Annotated in this window: 27 protein-coding genes and 1 pseudogene; 7 read left to right on the top strand and 21 right to left on the bottom strand. The window is 64.6% G+C overall.

What is annotated here, in order from left to right; genetic code table 11:
* Window positions 1-31 precede the first annotated feature (31 nt).
* Window positions 32-1,921, top strand: coding sequence for a CHASE2 domain-containing protein (locus ABIB80_RS17980; RefSeq protein WP_354128102.1), 1,890 nt, complete (start codon window positions 32-34; stop codon window positions 1,919-1,921).
* 26 nt (window positions 1,922-1,947) lie between these two features.
* On the opposite strand, the gene ABIB80_RS17975 is transcribed toward ABIB80_RS17980, so the two are convergent.
* The 4 genes from ABIB80_RS17975 to ABIB80_RS17960 form a co-directional block, all read right to left on the bottom strand.
* Complete coding sequence (locus tag ABIB80_RS17975) at window positions 1,948-3,450, bottom strand: glycosyltransferase family 39 protein (protein ID WP_354128101.1); 1,503 nt, start codon at window positions 3,448-3,450, stop codon at window positions 1,948-1,950.
* A gap of 6 nt (window positions 3,451-3,456) precedes the next feature.
* The gene (locus tag ABIB80_RS17970) at window positions 3,457-4,590 is read right to left on the bottom strand and encodes a glycosyltransferase family 2 protein (RefSeq protein ID WP_007602465.1); all 1,134 of its coding nucleotides are present in this window, start codon (window positions 4,588-4,590) and stop codon (window positions 3,457-3,459) included.
* A gap of 274 nt (window positions 4,591-4,864) precedes the next feature.
* The gene (locus tag ABIB80_RS17965) at window positions 4,865-5,068 is read right to left on the bottom strand and encodes a hypothetical protein (RefSeq protein WP_007602463.1); all 204 of its coding nucleotides are present in this window, start codon (window positions 5,066-5,068) and stop codon (window positions 4,865-4,867) included.
* 88 nt (window positions 5,069-5,156) lie between these two features.
* The gene (locus ABIB80_RS17960; protein WP_007602461.1) at window positions 5,157-5,537 is read right to left on the bottom strand and encodes a hypothetical protein; all 381 of its coding nucleotides are present in this window, start codon (window positions 5,535-5,537) and stop codon (window positions 5,157-5,159) included.
* 115 nt (window positions 5,538-5,652) lie between these two features.
* On the opposite strand from ABIB80_RS17960, the pseudogene ABIB80_RS17955 reads away from it, so the two are divergent.
* A pseudogene (locus ABIB80_RS17955) lies at window positions 5,653-6,475 on the top strand (DUF72 domain-containing protein).
* 22 nt (window positions 6,476-6,497) lie between these two features.
* Window positions 6,498-6,959 carry a DUF488 domain-containing protein gene (locus ABIB80_RS17950; protein ID WP_007602457.1) on the top strand — a complete coding sequence of 154 codons (462 nt, stop codon included), beginning with the start codon at window positions 6,498-6,500 and terminating at the stop codon, window positions 6,957-6,959.
* A gap of 115 nt (window positions 6,960-7,074) precedes the next feature.
* Here the strand turns inward: ABIB80_RS17950 and ABIB80_RS17945 are convergent, their stop codons facing one another.
* From ABIB80_RS17945 to ABIB80_RS17915, 7 genes are all read right to left on the bottom strand, one after another.
* Window positions 7,075-7,989, bottom strand: a complete 915-nt coding sequence (locus ABIB80_RS17945) for a PhzF family phenazine biosynthesis protein (protein ID WP_007602456.1) — start codon at window positions 7,987-7,989, stop codon at window positions 7,075-7,077.
* A gap of 123 nt (window positions 7,990-8,112) precedes the next feature.
* A complete protein-coding gene (locus ABIB80_RS17940) occupies window positions 8,113-8,424 on the bottom strand; it encodes an amidohydrolase family protein (RefSeq protein ID WP_245286040.1) in 312 nt (103 codons plus the stop codon).
* Between the two features lie 384 nt (window positions 8,425-8,808).
* Complete coding sequence (locus ABIB80_RS17935; RefSeq protein WP_007602452.1) at window positions 8,809-10,116, bottom strand: adenylate/guanylate cyclase domain-containing protein; 1,308 nt, start codon at window positions 10,114-10,116, stop codon at window positions 8,809-8,811.
* A 31-nt stretch (window positions 10,117-10,147) separates the two neighbouring features.
* Window positions 10,148-11,311: an ABC transporter permease gene (locus ABIB80_RS17930; protein WP_354128100.1), complete on the bottom strand. Its 1,164-nt coding sequence runs from the start codon at window positions 11,309-11,311 to the stop codon at window positions 10,148-10,150.
* Window positions 11,308-12,240 carry an ABC transporter ATP-binding protein gene (locus ABIB80_RS17925; protein ID WP_007602449.1) on the bottom strand — a complete coding sequence of 311 codons (933 nt, stop codon included), beginning with the start codon at window positions 12,238-12,240 and terminating at the stop codon, window positions 11,308-11,310. Before ABIB80_RS17925 ends, ABIB80_RS17930 begins: the two co-directional genes overlap by 4 nt.
* Window positions 12,237-13,178, bottom strand: coding sequence for an HlyD family secretion protein (locus tag ABIB80_RS17920; RefSeq protein WP_007602447.1), 942 nt, complete (start codon window positions 13,176-13,178; stop codon window positions 12,237-12,239). The genes ABIB80_RS17925 and ABIB80_RS17920 overlap by 4 nt, the downstream gene beginning before the upstream one ends.
* The gene (locus tag ABIB80_RS17915; protein WP_007602445.1) at window positions 13,175-13,870 is read right to left on the bottom strand and encodes a TetR/AcrR family transcriptional regulator; all 696 of its coding nucleotides are present in this window, start codon (window positions 13,868-13,870) and stop codon (window positions 13,175-13,177) included. Before ABIB80_RS17915 ends, ABIB80_RS17920 begins: the two co-directional genes overlap by 4 nt.
* A gap of 109 nt (window positions 13,871-13,979) precedes the next feature.
* Here ABIB80_RS17915 and ABIB80_RS17910 point away from each other — a divergent pair, with 109 nt between their 5' ends.
* Genes ABIB80_RS17910 through ABIB80_RS17900 form a run of 3 tightly spaced genes read left to right on the top strand, consistent with a single transcriptional unit; the run spans window position 13,980 to window position 15,205 of the window.
* Window positions 13,980-14,315, top strand: coding sequence for an ArsR/SmtB family transcription factor (locus tag ABIB80_RS17910; protein ID WP_007602444.1), 336 nt, complete (start codon window positions 13,980-13,982; stop codon window positions 14,313-14,315).
* Complete coding sequence (locus tag ABIB80_RS17905) at window positions 14,312-14,776, top strand: SRPBCC family protein (RefSeq protein ID WP_007602441.1); 465 nt, start codon at window positions 14,312-14,314, stop codon at window positions 14,774-14,776. Before ABIB80_RS17910 ends, ABIB80_RS17905 begins: the two co-directional genes overlap by 4 nt.
* Window positions 14,777-14,788: 12 nt before the next feature.
* Window positions 14,789-15,205: a GFA family protein gene (locus ABIB80_RS17900; protein ID WP_354128099.1), complete on the top strand. Its 417-nt coding sequence runs from the start codon at window positions 14,789-14,791 to the stop codon at window positions 15,203-15,205.
* 160 nt (window positions 15,206-15,365) lie between these two features.
* Here ABIB80_RS17900 and ABIB80_RS17895 read toward each other — a convergent pair whose 3' ends face one another.
* Together ABIB80_RS17895 and ABIB80_RS17890 are read right to left on the bottom strand one after the other, a co-directional pair.
* A complete protein-coding gene (locus ABIB80_RS17895) occupies window positions 15,366-15,776 on the bottom strand; it encodes a DUF2000 family protein (protein WP_007602437.1) in 411 nt (136 codons plus the stop codon).
* 63 nt (window positions 15,777-15,839) lie between these two features.
* A complete protein-coding gene (locus ABIB80_RS17890; RefSeq protein WP_007602435.1) occupies window positions 15,840-16,229 on the bottom strand; it encodes a DUF4189 domain-containing protein in 390 nt (129 codons plus the stop codon).
* A gap of 176 nt (window positions 16,230-16,405) precedes the next feature.
* On the opposite strand from ABIB80_RS17890, the gene ABIB80_RS17885 reads away from it, so the two are divergent.
* Complete coding sequence (locus tag ABIB80_RS17885; RefSeq protein ID WP_007602433.1) at window positions 16,406-16,897, top strand: avidin/streptavidin family protein; 492 nt, start codon at window positions 16,406-16,408, stop codon at window positions 16,895-16,897.
* A gap of 51 nt (window positions 16,898-16,948) precedes the next feature.
* Here ABIB80_RS17885 and ABIB80_RS17880 read toward each other — a convergent pair whose 3' ends face one another.
* The 8 genes from ABIB80_RS17880 to ABIB80_RS17845 all read right to left on the bottom strand — a co-directional run bounded on the left by ABIB80_RS17880 (window position 16,949) and on the right by ABIB80_RS17845 (window position 23,830).
* Window positions 16,949-18,553: an NTP transferase domain-containing protein gene (locus ABIB80_RS17880; RefSeq protein ID WP_354128098.1), complete on the bottom strand. Its 1,605-nt coding sequence runs from the start codon at window positions 18,551-18,553 to the stop codon at window positions 16,949-16,951.
* A complete protein-coding gene (locus ABIB80_RS17875; protein ID WP_354128097.1) occupies window positions 18,550-19,251 on the bottom strand; it encodes an XdhC family protein in 702 nt (233 codons plus the stop codon). Before ABIB80_RS17875 ends, ABIB80_RS17880 begins: the two co-directional genes overlap by 4 nt.
* A 2-nt stretch (window positions 19,252-19,253) precedes the next feature.
* Window positions 19,254-19,577 carry an XdhC family protein gene (locus tag ABIB80_RS17870; RefSeq protein ID WP_007602422.1) on the bottom strand — a complete coding sequence of 108 codons (324 nt, stop codon included), beginning with the start codon at window positions 19,575-19,577 and terminating at the stop codon, window positions 19,254-19,256.
* 9 nt (window positions 19,578-19,586) lie between these two features.
* A complete protein-coding gene (locus ABIB80_RS17865) occupies window positions 19,587-20,789 on the bottom strand; it encodes a vWA domain-containing protein (protein ID WP_354128096.1) in 1,203 nt (400 codons plus the stop codon).
* Window positions 20,790-20,911: 122 nt separating this feature from the next.
* Entirely contained in the window at window positions 20,912-21,832 is a 921-nt protein-coding gene (locus ABIB80_RS17860; protein WP_219684944.1) for an AAA family ATPase, read from the bottom strand.
* Between the two features lie 61 nt (window positions 21,833-21,893).
* Window positions 21,894-22,700 carry an FAD binding domain-containing protein gene (locus tag ABIB80_RS17855; protein ID WP_007602419.1) on the bottom strand — a complete coding sequence of 269 codons (807 nt, stop codon included), beginning with the start codon at window positions 22,698-22,700 and terminating at the stop codon, window positions 21,894-21,896.
* A 33-nt stretch (window positions 22,701-22,733) separates the two neighbouring features.
* The gene (locus tag ABIB80_RS17850; RefSeq protein ID WP_007602418.1) at window positions 22,734-23,219 is read right to left on the bottom strand and encodes a (2Fe-2S)-binding protein; all 486 of its coding nucleotides are present in this window, start codon (window positions 23,217-23,219) and stop codon (window positions 22,734-22,736) included.
* A 164-nt stretch (window positions 23,220-23,383) separates the two neighbouring features.
* Window positions 23,384-23,830, bottom strand: a complete 447-nt coding sequence (locus ABIB80_RS17845) for an SRPBCC family protein (RefSeq protein WP_007602417.1) — start codon at window positions 23,828-23,830, stop codon at window positions 23,384-23,386.
* Window positions 23,831-23,859 lie beyond the last annotated feature (29 nt).

The raw sequence follows: 23,859 nt of genomic DNA, 5'->3' as shown, positions 1-23,859 counted from the left end.
TGGACGATAGAGAGAATTGCAACACGACCACATGAGTAGCCGACGCGTTCAGATCCTCGTGGCACTCGTCCTCACCGCGCTGTGGGGCGTGAGCATCTATGCCGGCCATGCCAACGGTCATCTGCGCTTTCTCGATCGCCTCGAGGCGACGCTGACGGATTGGCGGACGCAGGTCCGCGGCGTGCGGGTTCCGCCCGATCTCGTCACCATCGTCGCGATCGACGACACCGTCGTGAAGCGCGGCGGCAGCTATCCGCTGCCGCGCGCCGATCTCGCCCGCGTCGTGGACACCATCGTGCAGTTCAAGCCGAAGGTCGTCGCGATCGACCTGCTGCTGGTCGACCGCAGCGCTGCGATCGGCGACGCCACGCTGGCAAATACGCTGGCGACGGGTCCCATCGTCCTTGCCGCCGCGGCGATCTTCCCGTCCGCCAGCGAGACCGTGGAGACCAGCGGCCAAGGCCCCCTCGCCGCCCTGCCGCAGGCCGAGCGCTTCCTGCTGCCTCTGCCGGCGTTCGCCGATCATGCCGAGGTCGGCGTCGTTAACGTTGCGACCGGACAATCAGGCTCGCCGCTCTCGGTGCCGATGCTGTTCCGGACCAGCGACAAGGTCGAGCTGTCCTTTCCGTTGCGGGTCGCGGCGCGCGCGCTCGACAGGTCTCTGACGATCGCGCCGGACCATCTGATGCTCGGCGACCGCGCGGTGCCGACCGATACCGATTTCGCGCTGCCGATCACCTATTACGGCCCGCGCCGGACCATCCGCACCGTCAGCGCACAGAGCATCTTCGACGGCACGTTAAGTCGCGCGGCGATCGAGAACCGGATCGTCGTGATCGGGGCCTCGGTCGCCGGCGGCGGTGATTTCTACCCAACGCCGTTCGATTCCCTGATGCCCGGCGTCGAAGTGGTCTCCACCGCGATCACCCATCTCGTCGCCGGCGACAGCATCGTGCGCGACCGCAAGGTCCACATCGCCGACGCGCTCATCGCGATCCTGTTGCCGATGCTGCTGGTAGGCCTGCTCGCCTGGCGGCGCAGCGCGCTTGGCATCGTCACCGCGGCCGCGGTGATGATCGCCTGGGCCGGCTTCAATCTGTTCGCGTTCACGCACGGCGCCTGGCTGAACGCCGCGACCACGCTCGCCGCAGCAGTGCCGCCGGTTGCGGTCTTTGCCGGCGTGCAATTGTGGGCGGGAGGCCGCCGCACGCAATATTTCGCAGCCAAGAGCCGGTCGCTCGCGCAATTCCAGGCGCCGGCCGTGCAGGAGTGGTTGGCGCGCGATCCGAATTTCCTGTCGACACCCGTCCGGCAGGACGCAGCAATGGTCTTCATCGATCTCTCCAGCTTCACGGCGTTGAGCGAGCGGATCGATCCAAGCGAGCTCCAGGACATTCTGAAGGCGTTTCACGCGCTGATCGAGAAGACCGCGATCGATTGCGGCGGCATGATCAGCGGCTTTCTCGGCGACGGCGCCATGATCCTGTTCGGCCTGCCCGGCGCAATGCCCGACGACGCCGCACGCGCGCTGAAATGCGCGATCGACCTGCACCGCGGCGTTGAACGCTGGATCGCATCGTTGCCGCCCGCGATCAGGGATCAGCTCGGCTTCAAGATCGGCGCGCATTTCGGCCCGATCGTCGCCTCCCGCCTCGGCGAAAGTCATCAGCACATCACGGCGACAGGCGACACCGTCAACGTGGCGAGCCGGTTGATGGAGGTCGCCGCCCAGAACGGCGCGCGGCTCGCGCTCAGCGATACGCTGCTGGATGCGGCCGACTTTCAGGGCGGTCCCGACGGCGTTCTGTCGGGCCCCCTGCACACGCAGGTCCGCGGCCGCTCCGGCGTCGTGACCGTCTGGTTCTGGCGCGACCAGGACAGGCCGAACCAGGCCGCGACCAAGGCCGAGATGATCGACTGAACCTTCGTCGTCGTTCCGAGGAAGAGCTACCGCGCTTCCGGCGGTGGCGAGCGGTCCAGCACGTCGCCCTTGGCGCCTTCGAGCAGATCCATGCTGTAAGTCTCGATCACGAGCGGGCCGCGCTTGCGCTGCAATTGCGCGACCTGCGTCACCTTCCCAAAGAGGTCGTGGACGGCGGGATGGCCGTCAGAGCGCAGCTCGTCGACATAGATCAGCTTGCCCGCAAGCAGCTTTGGATCCGGCTCGGGCATGTTGGCCCAGCGGATGCGCTGGTTCTGCTGCGCCACGCAGCTGCCGCGCGGCAGATAGAAGGCGAGCCAGCCTGTCGTGCCGTAGTCCGGCGCAAGCACGCAGGTCGCGCCATTGCGGACGCGCACCGCTTCGATTTCGGCAGCGAGCTCGCGCCAGCCGACGCCGACGCTGCGCACGGTCGCATCGCGGCGATAGCCGGACAGCCAGCCAGTATTGGCCTGCACGATCAGCGCGGCAAACATCACGATGCCGGTGGGTGCGGCCCAGCGCAGGCAGAAATCCGCGAGGCGCCGCTGGCGCGGCTTCCACTGCACGAGATTGGCGGCGGCGGCCGCGGCGACGACGAAAGGCGGATAGACCGGCGCGAACCAGTTGGCCTCGACGCGGGCATGCAGCGAATGCCAGACGAAATAGGCGACGATGGTCCAGAACATCGTCTCGATCAGCACGCGCGAGGCCAGCGCGCCGGCCCGGCGCCAGGTCAGCGCGTGCAGCCCCATCGCGCCGAGGATGAACACCAGCGGGGTTGCGAACGCGATCTGGGTCGGGATCAGTTCGGCAATGAAGACCGGACGAAAATCCTCGATCCTGGCGCGCCCGAGCTGCTTGGCGAACGAGACCCATTGATGATCGGCATTCCAGAGGATCACCGGCGAGAACAGCGCGAGCGCAACGAAACCGCCGAGATACGGCCAGGGCGAGAGAAACCAGTGCCGCAGTTTCGGCACGGCCGCGATCCAGATCAGGATCGCCAGCCCGAAGAACATCGCGGTGTATTTCGACAGGAGCGCCGCGCCGACGGCTGCGCCGACCGCGAGCCACCAGACGCCGCGGCCGCTCTCCAGCACTTTGGCGAGAAAGAACAGCACGAAGCTGGAGGCAACCAGAAGCGGCGCATCGGGCGTGACGATCAGCGTGCCGACCGAGGCCAGCAGCGTCACGTTGAGCAGGATGGCGCTGGTCGCCGCCACCCGCGCACCGCCGAACAGGATCGCAGCGGAGCGATAGATCGCGTAACTCATCGGCAGCGCGAGCAGGATCGAGACCAGGCGGACGCCGAGTTCGGTGTCGCCGGCGATGAGGGTGCCGGCGCGGATGACGTAGGCAACCATCGGCGGGTGGTCGTAATATCCCCCGGCGAGGTTCTGCGACCACATCCAGTAATAGGCTTCGTCGAAGGTGATCGGCGTGACGGCGGCCGCGACGAGCCGCAAGCCGACCAGCGCAAGGATCACCAGCGCCGTATTGCGGACGATCCGCGCGTCAGCCCCGCCCATCGTGAGCTATTTCTTGCGCCAGACGAACAGTCCGGACATCGCGTAGTTCCACACCACGCCCATCAGCGCCCCGGCCGCACCGGCAAGCCACCAGATCGGCTCCTGGTCGTAGACCGAAAAGGCGACGCCGACATTGGCGAGCAGGCCGACGCTGCACACGATGTAGAATGCGATCAGGCCGCGCAGCAGTGCAAAGCCCTTCAGCCGCTGGTCGCGATAGGTGAGGAAGTTGTTGAGAACGAAATTGCTGGTCATCGCGACGATGGCGCCGGAGGCCTGCGCTTCCGCGAACGGCTCCTTGAACAGCTCGAGCGATATGAACAGGGTGGTGAGATGCACCACGAGGCCGATCCCGCCGACCATCGCGAACAGCAGGAAACGTAACGAGACAGCATCGTTGGTGAACTTCGCCAGCACCAAGCCGAGAAAATCCAGCGCGACCATGGAATCGAGCTTGCTTTCGCCGTGCTGGCGCTCGCCGAACGTGTAGGGAATTTCGATGGCGCGCAAGGTGCCGTTGGCGCTTGCGACGAGGTCGAGCAGGATCTTGAAGCCGTGCACGGAAAGTTTCGGCGCGAGCTGCTCGAAACGGTCGCGGCGAACCATGAAGAAGCCGCTCATGGGATCGGCGATCTCGACCCGCAGCGCTTTCCTGGCGAGTTCCGTTGCCAGCGCGCTGGCGCCGGCGCGCTGCTTGTTGAAGCCTTCGCTCTTGTAGCCCTCGATGTAGCGGCTGCCGACCACGAGTTCGGCCTGCCCGCTCGCGAGCAGCGACAGCATCTTCGGCAGTTGCGTCTCGTCGTGCTGAAGATCGGCGTCGATCACGGCCGCATAGGGCGCGCTGGAAGCCAGGATGCCCTCGATGCAGGCCCCCGACAGGCCGCGGCGGCCGATACGGCGGACACAGCGCACGCGGCTGTCGCGCTGTGCCAGCGCGCGCACGACGTCCCAGGTGCCATCAGGCGAATTATCGTCGACGAACACGACCTCCCAGGCGATGCCGGCCAGCACGGCCTCCAGCCGCCGGTACAGCACCGTGACATTGTCGCGCTCGTTGAAGGTCGGGACGACGACCGACAATTCCGGCGCCGGCGAAGCCGCCTGTGGGGTATCGGAGCCCGGTCTGATCGCTTGATTCATGACGGCAGCGTATATCCGCCGCGTCCTGTGCTGCCAAGAACTTGTGCTGCCAAGAACTTGCGCTGGCAAGCCGGGGTTTCTCTGGGGCGCGGCCCAAAAGGGGCCCTAAAATGCCAACGACCCCGGAACGGCGGGCGGCGCGTACATCCGGCGCAGCCTGTGCTATTCCAAGGTCGTTCCAGCGCCGGAGTTTTCGCTCAACGTCGCCGTTAGAAGCTAAATAGGAACGACAAAGCCGCTTTGCAAGGAGCGAAAGAGGCCCTTTTTCATGCCCTTACTGGTTGGGGACTTCCTTGATCACCGGCCCTCGCGGCACGGGCGCGGCAGGGGCCGCCGGCGCCGTAATGGCGGCCGGATCGGCCTTCGCAGGCTTGGGCGGCTTGCCGTACTGGCCGATCGGCCCGAAGACGACGGCGACCGCAAGCACGATCGCCGCGACGATCGCGCCCAAAATGCCCCCCACCGACTCAGACGACATGGAAACCCATCCCTGTTCCAGATGCGCCCAGTGATACCATGGATGAGCGCGCTGCCGGAAGGGCTTGCCGGACGCACGGGTCGATGGGCTATTTCTGCGGCGGCTTGTGCTTGACGAAGGCCGTCACGATGTCCTTCTGCGCCGCCTCCACCGCTCTGTTCGCGGTCGCGAGATGAGCGCCGGCATCGATACCCGGATATTGCGTGGTGAGATAATCGAGCAGTGCCACCCGGTAGTATTGTCGCTCTGACGGACAGGCTCCGGCGACGGAGCGGCCAAAGTCCTGTTCCGACAGGCCCTGATTGCCGTCGCGCGAATATTCCCGCGCCAGGCAATGCCAATAATCGTCGCGGCCCTGCATGGCGAGCTTCTGCGCACCCTTGGCATCGTCATCGTCGGCCATGACTGAAGATATCATGGCAGCAGATGTCATCATGACGAGCGCCGCTCCCACCACCAGCATCCGCATCTTGTTCTCCTTTTTTCGCAGATCCCGTGGCGAGCTTAGACGGGACGTCGCAACTGGCCAATCACAACTGGTTTGATTAGGATGGAGGCCCTCCTCCCGCATCCGAGATCCTCCCGTGGCCAAAGCAAAAACCGCGTCTAAAAAATCCGGCAACATCTACATCGGCATCGGCGGCTGGACCTTCGAACCATGGCGTGGGGTGTTCTATCCGGAGAAGCTCACGCAAGCCAAGGAGCTGTCCTACGCCGCCTCGAAGCTGACCTCGATCGAGATCAACGGCACCTATTACGGCTCGCAGAAACCGGAGAGCTTTCGCAAATGGGCGAGCGAGGTGCCTGATGGCTTCGTGTTCTCGGTCAAGGGGCCGCGATTCGCCACCAACCGGCGCGTGCTGGCCGAGGCCGGCGATTCCATCAAGCGTTTCTATGATTCCGGCGTGCTGGAACTCGGCCATCATCTTGGGCCGGTGCTGTGGCAGTTCGCGCCGACCAAAAAATTCGACGGCGCCGATTTCGGCAAGTTCCTCGAGCTGTTGCCACGCAAGCTCGAGGGACGCGCGCTGCGCCATGTCGTCGAGGTCCGTCACGACAGTTTCTGCACGCCGGATTTCGTCGCGCTGATCCGCGAATTCGAGACGCCTGTCGTGTTCGCCGAGCACGGCAAATATCCGGCGATTGCCGACGTCGCCGGCGATTTCGTCTATGCCCGGCTTCAGAAAGGCAATGACGAGATCAAGACCTGCTATCCGCCGAAGCAACTCGATGCCCGGGGCCAGGCGTTTTCAGGACTGGGCCGAGGGAAGCGAACCCGACGACCTGCCGAAGGTCGACAAGTCCAAGCCGAAGAAGGAGCCGCGCGACGTGTTCGCCTATGTCATCCACGAAGGCAAGGTGCGCGCGCCGGCCGGCGCCATGGAACTGATCGCGCGGGTGAGCTGAGGTGTTTCGCTAAAGGTCTGTCATGGCAAAGCTGAAAAAACTTTTCACCATCGGCTATGAGCAGACGCCGCCGAAGGCCGTACTGGACGAGCTGGAGCAATCCGGAGTCAAGCTGGTCGTCGATGTGCGCGCGGTGACGTCGTCGCGCCGGCCCGGCTTTTCCAAGAAGCAGTTGTCCGCGGGCCTCGACGAACGCGGCATCGCCTATGTCCACCTCGCCGCGCTCGGAACGCCGAAGGAAGGCCGCCTCGCCGCCCGCAGCGGGCAATACGATGTGCTGGAGAAGATTTTCTCAAAGCACCTGAAGACGCCGGAGGCCCGGGAGCAGATGGACGAGCTCTCCGCGTTGGTGAAGAAAGCAGGTCCGGTCTGTCTGCTTTGCTATGAACGCGATCACACCCACTGCCATCGCCAGATGATCGCTGAGATCATCGAGGAGCGTAACGGCGTGACGGTGAAGAATTTGGCGGGACGGCAGATCTAACCTCCGCCCGTCATTCCGGGGCGCGCCTCTTGGCGCGAGCCCGGAATCCATCGGGCCGCAGAGTTGGTGGATGAATGGATTCCGGGCTCGCGCCACGCGCGCCCCGGAATGACCATTACCCCTCCCCCGCGAGCCTGAACGTTCCTTCCATCATCTGCACGCAGCACCCGCCGACATGGGCTGAGACGATCTTGCCGTCCTGCTTGCGCACGCGCGTCAGCAGGAGGCTCGGCCGACCCATGTCAAAGCCCTGGCCGACCGTGAGCTTCAATTCGCCATCTCGCGTGGCATCGAGCTCGGCAAACAGCGCGGCGGCTGCAACCGTGGCGCTGCCGGTGGCGGGATCCTCGGTGAGGCCGCTGGCGCCGCGCATGAACATGCGCGCCTGCCGTTCGCACGGCGCCTCCGCCGCGGGCACGTCGCGTGTATAGAACCACACCGAGCGGGCGTCGTCGCGCGGCAAGACCCTGCCGAACGCGGCCGCGTCGGGCCTGGCCCGTTTCAGCGCATCGCGCGAATGCACCTCCGCCACCAGGAACGGCGTTCCGACGCCGACGACCTGCGGCGCGTGGTGATCGATCCTGATGTCATCAGCGGTCAAGGAGATGCAGGCCGCAACGTCAGCGGCGGAAACCTGCGCCAATCGCGACAGCGGCTGCGGCGCGGTGAGTTCGGTGCTGATGACCCTTCCCTGCTCCCGAAAAATATCGACCGGCACCACCCCCGCCTTCTCCTCGAACAAAAGGCGCGGCTTCGGCTCTTTCGCGAGGCTCGCCAGCACGAAGGAGGTGCCGATATTGGGATGGCCGGCGAACGGCATTTCCCTCACCGGTGTGAAGATGCGCACCTCGGCGTCGTTGCCCCTGTCGCGCGGCGGCAGCACGAAGGTGGTCTCCGAATAGTTGAACTCGGTCGCGATCGCCTGCATCTGCTGTGTGGAGAGCCCGCCGGCATCGAGCACCACGGCGAGCTGGTTGCCGCCGAAGGCGCGGTCGGTGAACACGTCGATGGTGATGTAGCGGCGCTGCATCTTTCGCTTCCTCTTCACGCAAGCGCAGCCGCGGTCGGCTGCATCGCCGGCACTCTACAAGCCGGCGACATCGCCCGTCATGCCCCAAAATAGAGTGCAATCGGAGCAATCGCGGAAGACGGATCAAAAGCGGCAGAGCGAACGTGGCGATGCTAGCACTTGCGCGCGTTCACTCTGATCGACGATCAGCCCATCGATAAATCGCAGGTTCTTCGCGTAGCTTTGCGCCTTCTCGAACTGCGTGTGCGGCCAGTCGCTGCCCCAGAGCAGTCGATCAAGGCCGTACGCGTTGCGCAGCAGCGGGTAGGCCGTCTTCGCAAAATCTTCGCCGGCCGCGCCGTTGCGATACGGCGCCGAATCTACTCGGCTACCTCCAGCGCGAGATCCCGCGGAGTCCGCCATCAGCGTTCGCAACGCCGGGCTGGCGGACTTCACCGGCCCGGCTTCGTCTCTGCAGCGAGTTAGTACGCGGACGCCGTATTGGGGAGGCAAGGCGGCTGCGTGTAAGGCGCAGAGGCATACGCGCCTGCTGCGGGAGCCCTGACGCAGTCGGTCGCCACGTGAGTTGCGGCGCGGCGCGGCACGCTGTCCCGCGCCGATGCGGCCTGGCTTTGGGTGACAGCAGCGGCGATCAGGGCGGCTGTAACAAGGATCGATCGAGTCATTGGCTTTCTCCGGGTGACAAAGGGAAGCTGAGATTTTCGGCTTCCACCGTGCAAGACCCAAAAGCTACCAAGGATATTTCATCACGCGCCTTCAACGAAACGCGAGCCGCTTCAACGAAACGCGACTCACAAGTGAAGGCGCAGGAGGCGGCCCTCACCCCAGTTGAAACACCGCCACCTTCTGCTCGTAGCCGCGCACCTCGACCTCGCCGAGCGAGACCGCATCGTCGCCGTCGGCGCCCAGCGCGTCGCGGACAGACGCGGAGATCAGGAGCTGCGAGCCGAACTCCTTGTTGAGCGCCTCTAGCCGTGAGGCGAAGTTCACGGTGTCGCCGATCACAGTGTACTCCTTGCGCCGGGGCGAGCCGATATTGCCGGCGACGACCTCGCCGAAATGGATGCCGATGCCGATCTTGAGTGGCCAGCTCGTCTGCGCGTTGATGCGCTCCATCGCGGTCAGCATCTCGCGGCCCGCGGCGACTGCGCGATGCGCGGCGTCGGAGGCCTCGAGCGGCGCACCGAACAGGGCGAGAAAGCCGTCGCCCAGAAACTTGTTCACGATGCCACCCTCGCGGTCGAGAATGTCGACCAGCACGGCGAAGGCGCCGTCGAGCCGGTCGACCACCTCCTGGGGAGTACGCGACTGCGCGCCGGCGGTGAAGCCGCGGAAGTCGACGAACATCACGGCGACTCGGCGGAGGTCGCCGGCGGCACCCGTCCCCTCCGTCATCAGCCGCTCCACAACCTGCGGCGAGACGTGCTGGCCGAACAGGTTGGTCACCCGGTCGCGCGCAGTGGCTGCCGCAATGCTCGCCGCAAATTGCCGCCGCAATCGCGCGCCGACGGCGCCCGCCAGCACGCCGCAAATCAGGATGATGGTGCTGCGGACCGCGTGAAAGTAGATCAGGGGTTCACCGGACTCGCTGACCGAGTTGTAATACAGCGCGACAGCCAGGAGTTCGGCTGCGGCCACAAATCCCGTGAAGGTGGACAGCCAGAAATCAAGCCGCAGCGTCGAAAGAATGATGAAGATGAAATAGGCCAGTGGCAGCACGAACCCGAGCGCCTGGCTCGCGCCCATGCTGTGAATCTGCAGGATCAGGATGATCGTTGGCAGCGACGTTTCGATTGTTGCGCCGATATAGCGCCTTATCACCGGAAGGTCGCGATCGAGCTTGAGGTATCGCCTGATCTGGCTGTGGACCCAGACTTCGAAGAGGACGAAGCCTGCCAAGAGACCGTATTCGCGGACCAGGCCCTCCGTCCCGCGCCAGACCCGGTTCACGATGGCGGGGTCGATCAGATAGGTTGCGGTGAGAAACAGGATCATGACGCAGCCCGTGATGATCAACGCCCTCACCCGCAACAGCTCGGTCCGCAGCACCTCCCGCGTCAGCTCGCGCTCGAAGTCTTCGGACATCACGGCATGCTGCCGGGCCTTCCTGCTCGCAAAGCTGACCATTCCGCCCCCTTGATTCCAGGGGCATCTTGCCTCAATCCAGCGTGCGGCGGAAGCGCGTCACGGCGATGGTCATGGCGAGCAGCATCAGCACCGCCAGCGCCAACCCGTCGAAACGCAAATTTTGCATGCTCGCGCCCTTCAGCATGATGGCGCGGACGATGCGCAAATAATGCGTCAGCGGCAGGCACTCACCGACATATTGCGCCCAGGCCGGCATCCCGGCAAACGGGAACATGAAGCCGGACAGCAAGATGCTCGGCAGGAAGAACATCATCGACATCTGCATCGCCTGGAGCTGGTTCTGCACCAGCGTCGAGATCGTATACCCGATCGCCAGATTGGTCGTGATGAACAGCGTCGAAAGCAGCGCCAGCAGGAACAGATTGCCGAGCACGGGCACGCCGAACAGGCCGACGCCGATGCCGATGATGAGGAACGCCTGCACGAACCCGACCAGCACGTAGGGAATGATCTTGCCGAACATCACCTCGACCGGCCTGATCGGCATCGACAGCAGAGCCTCCATGGTACCGCGCTCGACTTCCCGCGTGACCGAAAGCGCGGTGAAGATCAGCATGGTCATGGTGAGGATGGTACCGACCAAGCCCGGCACGATGTTGAGGCTCGACGCGGCGGCGGGGTTGTAGCGGGCGTGCGCGCGGATCTCGAACGGCATCTCCGGGGGATCTCCGATGTAGAGATCGTGCTTGAGCGCGGTCTGCACGACCATGCCGAGCGAGCCGATCGCAGCGCTCGCCGCCACTGGATCGGTGGCGTCGGCCGCGACCAGCAGCGCCGGCTTATCGCCGCGCCGCACCGCCCGCTCGAAGCCGCGCGGGATCTCGACGCCGAACAGAACCTTGCCGGATTTCAGGAGATTATCGAAATCCTCGACGTCGTGGACTTCATAGAGGAAGCGGAAATAGGCGGTGTTCTCCAGCGCCTTCAGGATCGAGCGTGCGAGATCGGAATCCTCCTGAAGCAGCACCGCGCTCGGCAGATTGTGCGGCGTGGTGTTGATGGCGTAGCCGAACAAGAGCAGCTGCATCACCGGCAGCATCACGATCATCGCAAATGACACACGGTCCCGCTTGAGCTGGATGAACTCCTTGATCAGCATCGCATAGGAGCGCCTCCAGAAGCCGAAGCGCTCCCGGATCGCGTGCTGGGGTTCGTGACGATCGACCGCGCTCATTGGAAATTGTCCTTGGAACGACTCATCAATTCGATGAACACGTCTTCCAGTGACGGCGATGATTTGTGCCAGTGCAGTCCGCTTTTTTCGCGCCACGGCGCGATGCTGGCTTCGAGCGCGGCGACGTCGCGGCCGGAGACGTGCAGCGACGTGCCGAACGGCGCCACCATGTCGATTCCCGGCTTGCCGGTGAGCGCAGCCGTGAGCTCGTTCAGGTCCTCGCCCGTCACGGTGTAGGTCGTCAGCGCGGATTTCGCGATCACCTCGTCCACGGTGCCGTGCACGAGCAGATGGCCATAGGCGATATAAGCGATCTCGTGACAGCGCTCGGCCTCGTCCATGTAGTGGGTCGAGACCAGCACGGTGAGACCGTCGGCCGCGAGTGCATGAATCTCGTTCCAGAAATCGCGCCGCGCTTTTGGATCGACGCCGGCGGTCGGCTCGTCAAGCAGCAGCAGCTTCGGACTGGGCAATGTGCAGGCACCTAGCGCCAGCCGCTGCTTCCAGCCGCCGGAGAGTTCGCCGGCGAGCTGTTCCTCGCGCCCCGAGAGCCCGATCCGCTTGATCATGTCGCGCGCGGCGCCGCGTGCATCGCGAAGGCCGTACAGCCGCGCGACGAATTCGAGGTTTTCGCGGACAGAGAGATCCTGATAGAGGCTGAACCGCTGGGTCATGTAGCCGACCTGGCGCTTGATCTTTTCGGCATCGCGCCTGATGTCGTAGCCGAGGCAGGTGCCCTCGCCGCTGTCGGGCGTGAGCAGGCCGCAGAGGATGCGGATGGTCGTCGTTTTGCCCGAGCCGTTCGGGCCGAGGAAGCCGTAGATCGAACCGCGCTTCACCTGCATCGACAAATCGTGCACGACCTCGCGGCCGCCGAACGACTTGGTCAGGCCCTTGACGTCGATCGCGATGCCATTGCCGCCGTTCATCGCTTGTCCGCCACCGGAGTCTTTGGATTGAGATGGACGTCGATGGGTTGTCCGACACGCAGCGCATCGGGGCGCGATGGCCGCGCCTGGATCAGATAGACGAGCTTGTTGCGCTCCTCGAGGCTGTAGATGACGGGCGGTGTGTATTCGGCCGAAGTTGCGATGAAATAGATCTTCGCGGTGAGATCGGCGGCGCAATTGTCGCATGCGATCCGCACGGTATCGCCGATCGCAAGCTTCGGCAGCTCGGTCTCCGGCACGAAGAAGCGCAGCTTCATGTTGCCGGGCGGCATGATCGAGAGCACCGGCCGCTGCGCCGCCACCATCTCGCCTTCGCGAAAATAGATCTGCTGGATGGTGCCGGCCACGGGCGCAAAGCCCTTGCGCCGCGCCATCCGCGTCTCCGAGGTCGCCACCCGCGCCTCAGCAACGCGCAGGGCGGAGACGGCCGAGTCGAGATTGGCTTGCGTGCCCGAGCCGGTTTTGCTCAGCGAGGCCGCGCGGTCATAGGTCTGCTGCGCATTGGCAAGTGTCGCCTTGTTCTGGTTGAGATCGGCAAGCTGGAGATCGTCGTCGACGGAATAGAGGTGATCGCCGACCTTGACCTCGTCGCCCTCGCGGACGTTGAGCTTGATCACGCGGCCCGCCTCGTCCGGACTGACGAAGATCATGTCGGCCTCGACCCAGCCCTGGAAGCCGGGCTCACGCTTGTCCTTGCACCCGGCAAGCCCGGTCGCGAGGACCAGAACCGCGATCGAACAGAGGCGCGGCAAAAACTGGATCGCGCTTGGCGGCAGCCACGGTCGTCGATCCCTCACCCTGAGGAGCCGCGAAGCGGCGTCTCGAAGGGCGAAGGGCCAAAGCCGGGCCTTCATCCTTCGGGACGCGCATGCCGCGCTCCTCAGGATGAGGTGAGGGATGTTTTGGGACGACCTCATGTCGTGCTCCGTTCGCCAAAAATCAAATCGAGATGGACGCGCAGCATGTCCTGCGCGTCGAGCGGCGCGTGCCGTGCAAACAGGCTCTGCCAGATCACCGCGATCATCGCGGGGGCGACCAGGATCTGCGGGTAATGCGCCAGGTTCTTCTGGCGGATCTCGCCGCGGGCGATGCCGAGCTCGATCAGGGAGCGCATGGCGGCGATGCCGCGAGAAACCACCTCGCGGTAGTAGAAATCAGCCACGGAGGGAAACCGCGGCCCCTCGGCCACGATCAGACGCACGAGGTCGCCGCGTCTGGTGCCGATCACCTCCTTCAGGAAGTTGCTGGCAAACGTCTCGACGAGATCGCGCACCGAGCCCGCGGGCGGCGGCAATGCCGTCAACCGCGTCACGACAGGCACGATCACCGTCCGCACCAGCTCCTCGAACATCGATTCCTTGTCCTTGAAGTGCAGGTAGATGGTGCCCTTGGCGACACCCGCGCGCTTGGCGATGTCGTCGAGCCGCGTGGCGGCAAAGCCGCGCGCGATGAATTCCTCCATCGCGGCGTCCACGATCGCCGCACGCCGTTCCGCCGCACGCGTGGCGCGGCTCGACGCGGGCACCGCATCGTTGCCAGCGTGCGCAGAGTCCTTTGCGTTGGCGCGAACTGCGGGCGGCGTGGCGGCTTTGGTGGGCTTTCTGGCCATCTACACGATATGACTGACCGGTCAGTCATAGTCAAGACAACACGGCAGACCCAATCTGACCAACAAATTAGTCTTGACTAATTCATTAGCATGCACTAATCTAACACTCATGATTGAAGCCGCCCCAAATCCCATGACCACCGTGATGCGCGCCCTTGCCGATCCGACCCGCCGCGCCGTGTTCGAGCGCGTGTTCGAGAGCAAGGAGATCAGCGTCGCCGAGCTCACGCGGGGAAGCGGCGTGACGCAAGGCGCGATCTCGCAACATTTGAAGTCCCTCAAGCAGGCCGGCCTCGTCGCCGAGCGTGCCGAGGGCCGCAACGTCTATTACCGTGCCGCGCCGCAAGGCCTCGAACCGCTGGTCTCCTGGATGGACCATTACGGCGTGTTCTGGCGCGAGCGCTTCCAGAACCTGCGTGACCTCTTGAAGGAGATCGATCCGTGAGTGCTGCCGAATTGAAAGCCGAAATAAAGGACATCGTCATCGACGAGGTGCTCCCACACGCGCCGGAGACGATCTGGAAGGCGCTGACCAGCGCCCAACTGATCGCGCGCTGGCTGATGCCGCCGAGCGGTTTCGAGGCTGTCGAAGGCAACACCTTCACCTATCAGACCACGCCGGGCGGCGCCTGGGATGGCGTCATCCATTGCCGCGTCCTTGAAGTCATGCCGAACCGGCGCCTCGTCTACGCCTGGAAGGGCGGGAATGAGCGCAACACCGGCTACGGTGCGCCGCTCGACACTGTCGTGACGTGGTCCCTCACCCCGGTCGAGGCCGGCACGCGGATCCGCCTGGTCCATGCGGGCTTCGTCATACCCAGGAACGAATCCGCCTACACGGGCATGAGCGGCGGCTGGAAGAAGGTCGTCCGCCAGCTCGACGAGATCAGCGGCGAAGACAGGTAAGGAGTTATCGCAATGACCAAACCGTTTACCGGCGGCTGCGCCTGCGGCGCAATCCGCTATTCGATCGCCAGTGAGCCCCTGTTCAGCAATCACTGCCAATGCCGGGACTGCCAGCGCGAAAGCGGCAGCGGCCACGGCTCGTACATGACGTTCGCGCGCGCCGGCGTCACCGTGACGGGCGAAGCGAAGCATTGGGACATGGTTGGCGACAGCGGCCATTTGAAGACGCGCGGTTTCTGCGCCCAGTGCGGCTTGCCTGTTTACCTGACCTTCGCGGCCATGCCCGACATCTTCACCATCCGCGCCGCAAGCCTCGACGAACCCGCCCGCTACGAGCCGCAAGTGGTGACTTATGCCGCGCGCGGACATGCCTGGGATCGCCTCGATCCCGACCTGCCGAAGTTCGCAGGCATGCCGCTGGGGGGATAGCTGCCGCGCAAACGGTGCGCTCCCTCCCCCCGCTTGCGGGGGAGGGTTGGGGAGAGGGTGCCACCGCAACGGGACAATCCCCAAGCGGAGAGAGCCCTCACCCGCGCCTTTGGCGCGACCTCTCCCGCAAGCGGGAGAGGTGAAACAACAAGCACCCGCCTCAACTATGAAACCTCAGCCCATCGACGATCTTGTCGATCACCTTGCGCTCGGCGCGCACGGCGAGACCGACGAGGTTGAGATCGGTCCGCGCCACCGCCCTCACCGCTTCGCGGTTGGCAGCATCGTGCGTGGTCTTAAACATGTCCTCGGTATAGACCGCCGGCTTGACGCTGCGCGTCAGCGCCCGATCGAGCGCACGCGTCAATGCGGGACCGTCGGCGCCATAGATCAGGATCGGCTGACCGATCAGCGCGTGATATTTCGTACCCGACGCGTCCTCATAGGGCTCGCCGATGCATTCCGGAAAGGCCGCGGCAATGCCGCTGGTAAGGAAGGCCGCGACGTTGAGCTTCTGCCAGGCCTGAAGATCGGTGCGGATCACGACGGCGATCTTGGTATCGAACTGCATGCAACTCCTCGACTGTCATTCCGGATTCGACGCTACGCACCATCGGAATGACGGCAACAGGAATCAACCCTTCGCGTCGCAGGCCCAGGCGCGGATCACGCATTCCTTGCCGCCGTATTTGTAGCATTCGCGCGTGGCGGCATTGAGCGTGGCCGAGATCTTCGGCTTGACGGCATAGCCATAGGCGCCGCAGGGATTGGAAAGATCGACCGACATCGCGGCGCAGGCGCGCTTCATCGTCACGGTCGTGCAATCGCCCTTGCACTGCTTCTGCGCCGCCGCACGCGCATCGTGCTCGGCGCCATAATCAAAGGCCTGGCCATAGGCGCCGCACTTGCCGACCGCAAATGCTCCGGCGGCGTGCGCATCCGTGATATGGCGAGCGCCCGCGACGCAGACGGACAGCGCAAAGAAAAACATCGCGCAACGGCGCGCGACGACGTTCGAAGCCATGAAAAACCCCTCCCCCAAGGCAGGCGAAGGCGACTCTAAGCGTCGGTCGTTTCCACTTGGTGAACGCGTGGTTGAAAAGCCGCGCCGGAATAGCGGCATGAATATGCACTTTATAGTTGTGTTTTTCAATCGCGTTATTTAAGGTCGTGAAGCTCAGAGAGCCGGAGGAAGCGACCATGCGCCACATCAATGCAATGCTGTTCGGAATGCTCGCGTCGGCCTGTCTCGTCGGACCCTTGCCCGCATATGCGCAGTCGGTGAACTGGACCTGGACCAACCAGTATGGCTCGACCCTGGCCATCACCAACGTCAACACGACGACAGGTGCCATCACGGGGACCTATACCAACAATGCTGCGAACAGCTGCGACGAAGGCAAGCCGCAAGGCGTGACGGGTTGGCTGGCCTACGGTAGCACTGGCACCGCGATCAGTTTCTCGGTGAACTTCCTTGGCTGCGGATCGACCACCGTGTGGACCGGACAATTGAACAATTCATCGGGATTCCAGGGATTGTGGTATCTGTCCATCGCAGAAGCCGTCGCGTGGAACGGCATCAGCGCGGGCGCCGACACGTTTACGTTCAACACCGGCGACAAGACCCTGTTGACGAAGAGCGGTGTCGAGCTGAAGGCCGGGGTCGAGAAGCTATCGAATACGAAGAAGTAGGCGAGCCGCGGACATCGGCGCTGTGCGCCTTTGCCCACTTCTACGGCAGCGTCAGCCCCGCCGTGCCGCTTCCAATGCCTGCGGCGTGTCGATGTCGAGAAAGGCGCTCTCGCCGTCGACCGGCACTTCGGCGACCGCCTCGGTGTGCTTCGCGATCAGGTGACGCGCGCCGACATCGCCGTCGAGCGTCATCAACTCCTTGAAGAAGCGGCGCGACCACAGCACGGGATTGCCGCGGCGGCCCTCGCTGACGGGCACGACGATGAGATTGCCGCGGTCGGGTGCGAACGCGTCGATGAGACGGTCGATCAGACCGGCATCGATCAGCGGCATGTCGCCGAGGCAGACCACAGCGCCGTCGCAAGCTTCGGGAACGGCCGCGATGCCCGCCTTGACCGAGCTTGCGATGCCGCCGGCGAAATCCGGATTCTTGACGATACGCACCTTCAGACCTTGCAAGGCTTGCTCGATCAGCTCGGTCTGATGGCCGGTGACGACGATGACCTCCGATGCTTTCGAGGCCAGCGCCTGCTCGGTCGCAATCCGCACCAGCTTCTTGCCGTCGAGCTCGGCCAGTAGCTTGTTCGGCCCACCCATCCGGGTCGAACGGCCCGCTGCGAGCACGATGACCGCGACGTGGTTGTTGCCCTCGATCTCCGGTTTTGCGCGCGGCTGCGGGCGCGTGACGATCTCCATGAGGAGGCCACCGACGCCCATGCCCATCAGCTCGGACCGCGTCACCTTGATGCCGGCCAGCAGCCGCATCAGTACCCAATCGAACCCGTTCTCGACCGGCGAGCGCGCGCAGCCGGGCGCGCCCAGCACCGGCACGGTGCCGGCCCGGGCAATCAGCAGCAGATTGCCGGGATCGACCGGCATGCCGAAATGCTCGATCTCGCCGCCGATTTCGGTCACGGCCGCAGGGATCACGTCGCGGCGGTCGGCGATCGCAGATGCCCCGAACACGATCACGAGCTCGGCGCCAAGTCCCAGTAATTCCTTGATCGCAGCCGAAAGCGCCTGCTCCTCATGCGGGACCCGCCGCTCGGCGATGATGCCGGCGCCGGCCGGCGCCAGCCGCTCGGCGGTGACGCGCAACGTCTTGTCGATCACCTTGGAGGACAGGCCGGGCAGCAGCGTCGAGACCACGCCGACACGCTTGATGACGTAAGGCGCGATCTTCAGAACGTCGCGACCCGCGGCCTTTACCGCGGCATCACGCAAGTTTCCTTCGACGCCGAACGGGATGATCTTGACGGTGCCGACCATCTCGCCCTCGACCACCGGCTTGAAGGCCGAGAGCGTGGCAAAGGTAATGGCCTCGTCGATATTGTTGATGCGATCCACCGCGGCGCGATCGATCACCAGCACGCCCGGGCGCGCGGCGAACAGATTGGCGCGACCGGTGAAGGCCCGCTCGACATGAATGCCATCACCACCGACGGCGAGCGCGATGCTGGCAGCCGCGATGTCCTCGGAGACATCGCCCTCCTCCATCCGCACCACCACGATTTCCTGGATGCCGGCGCGCTCCAGCGCCTCGACCTCGGTGGGCCCGATCGTCGTGCCCTTCTTCAGCACCAGCGGTCCCTGGCGCAGGGTGTGGACGGTCACCCCGCCGATCGCATCCCTGGGGCTCGCTGGGCCGAACTTCATGCGGCTTCTTCTTTTTCCTTGGGCGGCAGCCGAAGCACCGCCGTGATCTCGGCCATGATCGACACCGCGATCTCGGACGGCGAGACCGCGCCGATCGCAAGCCCGATCGGCGCGTGGATGCGCGCGATGTCGCTCTCCTTGGCGCCCTGCGCCCGCAGCCGGTCGCCGCGCTTGGCGTGCGTCTTTCGCGAGCCGAGTGCGCCGATATAGAAGCAGTTGCGCTCGAAGGCGTGCAGCAACGCGGGGTCGTCGATCTTGGGATCGTGCGTCACCGCGACGAATGCCGTGTAGGCATCCACATTGAGCGGCGGCAGCGCCGTGTCGGGCCATTCCGCGACCAGTGGAACGTCGGGGAAGCGCTCGGGGCTCGCAAAGGCCGTGCGCGGATCGACCACGGTGACGTCGTAGCCGAGCGAGCGCGCCAGCGGTGCCAGGGCCTGGCTGATATGGACGGCGCCGACGATGACGAGCTTCGCGGTCGGGGCATAGACGTTGAGGAAGAGCTTCTTGCCGCCGGCTTCGGCGCTGGCGCTTTTGCCCATGCGAAGCTGCTTGTCGAGTTCGGCGCGCAGGGGATCCTTACTGAAGTCCTCGGCCTTCACCAGGCGCTGCTCGCCGCTTTCGGTGTCGGTCACCAGGATCACCGGGCGGCGGGCGGCGCGCTCGGCATTGAGTTCGTGCAGGATTGCGAGCTTCACGGCTAGCCGACTTTCTCGACGAAGACGCGGATGGTGCCGCCGCAGGACAGCCCGACATTCCAGGCAGTCTCGTCGGCAACGCCAAACTCCAGCATCCTGGGCTTGCCGCTCTGGATCACATCCATGGCCTCGGTGACCACGGCGCCCTCGACGCAGCCGCCGGAGACGGACCCCAGGAACGTGCCCTCGTCATTGATGACGAGGCTCGAGCCCGCCGGACGCGGTGCCGAGCCCCAGGTCTCCACCACGGTGGCGAGCGCGACGCCACGACCGGCCTTCTGCCAGTCCTCCGCCGCCTTCAGAATATCCTCGTCGCGATCGAGCATGGCTACCTCTCAGGCTGCGGAGCGGATCAGGCTGCGGTGATGCGGCGGCAGCGGCCCGGAGAGTGTGATGATCAGCTCCTGGATCGAGCTCAAATTATGTACCGGACGGAATTCGTCAACGTGCGGGAGCATCATTTTGATGCCCTGCGCCTTGGCCTCGAAGCCGCCGAACCGCAGCAGCGGGTTGAGCCAGATCAGCCGCCGGCAGGAGCGGTGCAGCCGGTCCATCTCGAAGGCCAGCTTGGAATCGGCCTCCCGCTCGAGCCCGTCGGAGATCAGCAGCACGATGGCGCCCTGGCTCAGCACGCGCCGGGCCCACAATTTGTTGAAATTGTGCAGGGACGCCGAGATCCGGGTGCCGCCGGCCCAGTCCTCGACGGAGGCCGAGCAGCTCGCCAGCGCCTCGTCGGGGTCGCGCTGGCGCAGCGCCCGGGTCACGTTGGTGAGGCGAGTGCCGAACAGGAACACCGAGACACGTTTTCGCGCGTCCCCTATGGCATGCAGGAAATGCAGGAACAGTCGGGTGTACTCGCTCATCGAGCCCGAGATGTCGAGCAGCGCCACGATCGGCGCCGGTTTCTCGATCCGCCCGAGGCGATGGATGTCGATGATGTCGCCGCCAGTGCGCAACGAGGCACGCAGCGTGCGGCGGAGATCGAGGCGCAGGCCGCGGGGATCGGGCCGGTGCCGACGCGTCAGAAGCTCGGCCTGCGGCAACCGCATTCGCTCGACGGCGCGGAGCGCTTCGATGATCTCGGCCGCGCTCATCTGCGCAAAATCCTTTTTCTGAAGGATTTCCTTGTCCGAAACCGACAGGCGCAAATCCTGCTCCTGGTGCTGTGGCGTCTCCGTCATGCGCGGCTGCGACATCGCTTCCTGCACACGGCGCGAGCCTGCCTGCGGCTTCTTCTTGGCCTGCTCCGGCAACGGCACCGAATCCAGCATGTGCTTCCACTCTTCCGAGGCGCGGAAGAATAGGTTGAAGGCCTGCTTGAAAATCAGCGCATGCTCGTGGCGCTTGACGAAGATCGCCTCAAGCGTGGTGAAGACGTCGGCGCGGTTGCCGATGTCGATCACCTCAAGCGCGCTCATGGCATCGATGACCGCACCCGGCCCGACCGGCATGCCGGCCGAACGCAGCGCGCGGGCGAAGCCCACGATGTTGTCGGCGAACTGCTCGGTCTGCTCAGGCGCCAGGTGATTGATGGCCATAGTCTGCTGTCTCTGCCGTCATTCCGGGGCACGCGAAGCGTGAACCCGGAATCCATTTATCCATAATCCCCGCCGCACAATGGATTCCGGGCTCGCAACTTCGTCGCACCCGGAATGACAAGTTAGTCGCTCGTCGCTTCCTTCAGCACCTTCTGCAAGGTGTCGCCCTGCATCCGCGTGATGTCGTCCTGGTATTTGAGCAGCGCGCCCAGCGTGTCGCCGACCACTTGCGGGGTCAGCGAGCGGGCGTCGAGCTCCGACAGTGCGGTGGCCCAGTCGATGGTCTCGGCGACGCCCGGCGATTTGTAGAAATCCTGATTGCGTAGTGCCTGGACGAAGCGCACGACCTGCTGCGACAATTTTGCGGAGATGCCCGGCACGCGCGACTTGACGATCGCGAGCTCGCGATCGGCGTCGGGATAATCGACCCAGTGATAGAGACAGCGCCGCTTCAGCGCGTCGTGGATCTCGCGGGTGCGGTTGGAGGTGATGATGACAATCGGCGGGCTCGGCGCCTTCACGGTGCCGAATTCGGGAATCGTCACCTGGAAGTCGCTGAGGATTTCGAGCAGATACGCCTCGAACGCCTCGTCGGCGCGGTCGAGCTCGTCGATCAGAAGGACCGGCGGCCCGGCGACGTCAGGCTCAAGCGCCTGGAGCAGCGGTCGCTTGATCATGTAGCGATCGGCGAAGATGTCGGACGACAATTGATCGCGATCGGTGTCGCCGGCGGCCTCGGCCATCCGGATCGCGATCATCTGCGCGGCGCTATTCCACTCGTAGACCGCCGAGGAGACGTCGAGGCCTTCGTAACACTGCAGGCGGATCAGCTTCCGCCCCAGTGCCGCCGACAGCACTTTTGCGATCTCGGTCTTGCCGACGCCGGCCTCGCCTTCCAGAAACAGCGGCCGACCCATGCGCAGCGACAGATAGGTCACCGTGGCCAGCGATCGCTCGGCGAGATAGCCGCGCGACGTCAGGAGTTCGAGCATCGAATCGACCGATGCCGGCAAGGCACCGGACGTGTTGGCCACTGAGGTCATGAAAAAGCCAGTCTCGCTACGCCCTCACCGGGACAAGTTTGGGCCGAGGCGTGAGGATCACTCACTCCTTGGCGTTGGCGGCGTCGAGGGCACGCCGCGTCAGCACGCCGATGAGGTGCGCGCGGTATTCGGCGCTGCCATGGATGTCGCTGTTGAGGCCGTCCGCCGGCACCTCGATGCCGTCAAGCGCTTTCGCGGCGAAGCGCTTTTTCAGGGCTTCCTCGAACGCGGTGACACGGAACACGCCTTCGGAGCCGGCGCCGGTGACCGCGACGCGCACGTCGGAGGGACGCCGCGCCACGAACACGCCGACCAGCGCGTAACGCGAGGCCTGGTTGCGGAACTTGATATAGGCCGCCTTCTTCGGCAGCGGGAACATCACCTTGGTGATGATCTCGTCGGCTTCGAGCGCCGTCGTGAACAGGCCTTGGAAATACTCCTCTGCCTTGAGGCGGCGCTTGTTGGTGACGATGGTGGCGCCCAGCGCCAACACGGCAGCCGGATAGTCGGCAGTCGGATCGTTGTTGGCGAGCGAGCCGCCGATCGTGCCCTTGTGGCGCACGGCGGGATCGCCGATCTGGCCGGCAAGGTTCGCGAGCGCCGGGATCGCCTCGCCGACGATAGCCGAGGTTGCGACCTCGGCATGCCTGGCGGTGGCACCGATCACGAGCGCGCGGCCCTTCATCTCGATCGTGTTGAGCCCATCGATATGGGAGAGGTCGACCAGATGCGGCGGGCTGGCGAGGCGCTGCTTCATGACGGGAATCAGCGTGTGGCCGCCGGCGATCACCTTGGCGTCTTCGTTCTTCACCAGGAGGTTGGCGGCCTGCCGAACTGTCCCGGGGCGATGGTATTTGAAGTCGTACATCTGAATGTCCTGATCGCAGAGTGCGCGCGCGGTTTACGCGAGATCGGATTTCGCCATCGCCTTGGCGCCGGCGGAGATCGAGGTGACGATGTTCTGGTAGCCGGTGCAGCGGCAGAGATTGCCTTCCAGCTCCTCGCGGATGGTGTGGTCGTCGAGCTCGTTGCCCTTGCGATGGACGATGTCGATCGCGGTCATGATCATGCCGGGCGTGCAGAAGCCGCACTGCAGTCCATGGTGTTCGCGGAAGGCCTCCTGCATCGGATGCAGCGGCGCGCCGTCGGCGGCCAACCCCTCGATCGTCTTGACCTCGTGGCCATCGGCCATCACGGCGAGCGTGGTGCAGGACTTCACGGCCTTGCCGTCCAGATGCACGACGCAGGCGCCGCACTGCGAGGTGTCGCAGCCGACATGGGTGCCGGTGAGCCGCAGATTCTCGCGCAGGAACTGCACCAGCAGGGTGCGGGGATCGACGTTGGCCGTGACAGGATTGCCGTTCACGATGAGGGAGATTTTTGCCATAAGCACTCTCTATCAGCGCCCCGACGGGTCCCGTCGAAGCGGTTCTTATAATTATTCCGACCCATCATATGGGCCATTATGCCCCGGGGCAACATCACCGGGAATGCAAGGCGCCATGACAAAACGCGATATGCCGGAAGGCGCAATGCTTGAGGCATCGGCCCTCAGCCCTGTACCGCCTTGGCGAAGTTCGCGAAAAATTCGTCGGCCAGTTTCTTGGCGGCGCCGTTGATCAGGCGCTGGCCGAGCTGCGCCAACTTGCCGCCGATCTGCGCCTCGACCTCGTAGGACAAAAGCGTACCGCCGTCCTTCTCCGCAAGCTTGACCACGGCGCCTCCCTTGGCGAACCCAGCCACCCCGCCCTCTCCTTCGCCGGAGATCTTGTAGCCGTTCGGCGGATCGAGATCGGACAGCGTGACCTTGCCCTTGAAGCGCGCCGACACCGGGCCGACCTTCATTTTCGCCGTCGCACGAAAGCCGCCATCCTCGGTCTTCTCCAGCTCCTCGCAGCCGGGGATGCAGGCCTTTAGCACCTCGGCATCGTTGAGCTTGGCCCACACGGCCTCGCGCGGCGCCGCAAGCTGGACTTCGCCGTTCATCGTCATGGCCATTGGGTGCCTCCCGGGATGGATCGCGCAAC

It is taken from the genome of Bradyrhizobium sp. i1.15.2, assembly GCF_040548425.1.
GTDB lineage: Bacteria > Pseudomonadota > Alphaproteobacteria > Rhizobiales > Xanthobacteraceae > Bradyrhizobium > Bradyrhizobium canariense.
The sequence above is the reverse complement of the archived record's forward strand: the minus strand, read 5'-3'. Positions and strand labels throughout refer to the sequence as shown.

Bases quoted from the DNA above. Each gene is read 5' to 3' on its own strand.
- ABIB80_RS17980 (WP_354128102.1), top strand. From the start codon at position 32: ATGAGTAGCCGACGCGTTCAGATCCTCGTGGCACTCGTCCTCACCGCG.
- ABIB80_RS17975 (WP_354128101.1), bottom strand. From the start codon at position 3,450: ATGGGCGGGGCTGACGCGCGGATCGTCCGCAATACGGCGCTGGTGATC.
- ABIB80_RS17970 (WP_007602465.1), bottom strand. From the start codon at position 4,590: ATGAATCAAGCGATCAGACCGGGCTCCGATACCCCACAGGCGGCTTCG.
- ABIB80_RS17965 (WP_007602463.1), bottom strand. From the start codon at position 5,068: ATGTCGTCTGAGTCGGTGGGGGGCATTTTGGGCGCGATCGTCGCGGCG.
- ABIB80_RS17960 (WP_007602461.1), bottom strand. From the start codon at position 5,537: ATGCGGATGCTGGTGGTGGGAGCGGCGCTCGTCATGATGACATCTGCT.
- ABIB80_RS17950 (WP_007602457.1), top strand. From the start codon at position 6,498: ATGGCAAAGCTGAAAAAACTTTTCACCATCGGCTATGAGCAGACGCCG.
- ABIB80_RS17945 (WP_007602456.1), bottom strand. From the start codon at position 7,989: ATGCAGCGCCGCTACATCACCATCGACGTGTTCACCGACCGCGCCTTC.
- ABIB80_RS17935 (WP_007602452.1), bottom strand. From the start codon at position 10,116: ATGGTCAGCTTTGCGAGCAGGAAGGCCCGGCAGCATGCCGTGATGTCC.
- ABIB80_RS17930 (WP_354128100.1), bottom strand. From the start codon at position 11,311: ATGAGCGCGGTCGATCGTCACGAACCCCAGCACGCGATCCGGGAGCGC.
- ABIB80_RS17925 (WP_007602449.1), bottom strand. From the start codon at position 12,240: ATGAACGGCGGCAATGGCATCGCGATCGACGTCAAGGGCCTGACCAAG.
- ABIB80_RS17920 (WP_007602447.1), bottom strand. From the start codon at position 13,178: ATGAGGTCGTCCCAAAACATCCCTCACCTCATCCTGAGGAGCGCGGCA.
- ABIB80_RS17915 (WP_007602445.1), bottom strand. From the start codon at position 13,870: ATGGCCAGAAAGCCCACCAAAGCCGCCACGCCGCCCGCAGTTCGCGCC.
- ABIB80_RS17910 (WP_007602444.1), top strand. From the start codon at position 13,980: ATGATTGAAGCCGCCCCAAATCCCATGACCACCGTGATGCGCGCCCTT.
- ABIB80_RS17900 (WP_354128099.1), top strand. From the start codon at position 14,789: ATGACCAAACCGTTTACCGGCGGCTGCGCCTGCGGCGCAATCCGCTAT.
- ABIB80_RS17895 (WP_007602437.1), bottom strand. From the start codon at position 15,776: ATGCAGTTCGATACCAAGATCGCCGTCGTGATCCGCACCGATCTTCAG.
- ABIB80_RS17890 (WP_007602435.1), bottom strand. From the start codon at position 16,229: ATGGCTTCGAACGTCGTCGCGCGCCGTTGCGCGATGTTTTTCTTTGCG.
- ABIB80_RS17885 (WP_007602433.1), top strand. From the start codon at position 16,406: ATGCGCCACATCAATGCAATGCTGTTCGGAATGCTCGCGTCGGCCTGT.
- ABIB80_RS17880 (WP_354128098.1), bottom strand. From the start codon at position 18,553: ATGAAGTTCGGCCCAGCGAGCCCCAGGGATGCGATCGGCGGGGTGACC.
- ABIB80_RS17870 (WP_007602422.1), bottom strand. From the start codon at position 19,577: ATGCTCGATCGCGACGAGGATATTCTGAAGGCGGCGGAGGACTGGCAG.
- ABIB80_RS17865 (WP_354128096.1), bottom strand. From the start codon at position 20,789: ATGGCCATCAATCACCTGGCGCCTGAGCAGACCGAGCAGTTCGCCGAC.
- ABIB80_RS17860 (WP_219684944.1), bottom strand. From the start codon at position 21,832: ATGACCTCAGTGGCCAACACGTCCGGTGCCTTGCCGGCATCGGTCGAT.
- ABIB80_RS17855 (WP_007602419.1), bottom strand. From the start codon at position 22,700: ATGTACGACTTCAAATACCATCGCCCCGGGACAGTTCGGCAGGCCGCC.
- ABIB80_RS17850 (WP_007602418.1), bottom strand. From the start codon at position 23,219: ATGGCAAAAATCTCCCTCATCGTGAACGGCAATCCTGTCACGGCCAAC.
- ABIB80_RS17845 (WP_007602417.1), bottom strand. From the start codon at position 23,830: ATGGCCATGACGATGAACGGCGAAGTCCAGCTTGCGGCGCCGCGCGAG.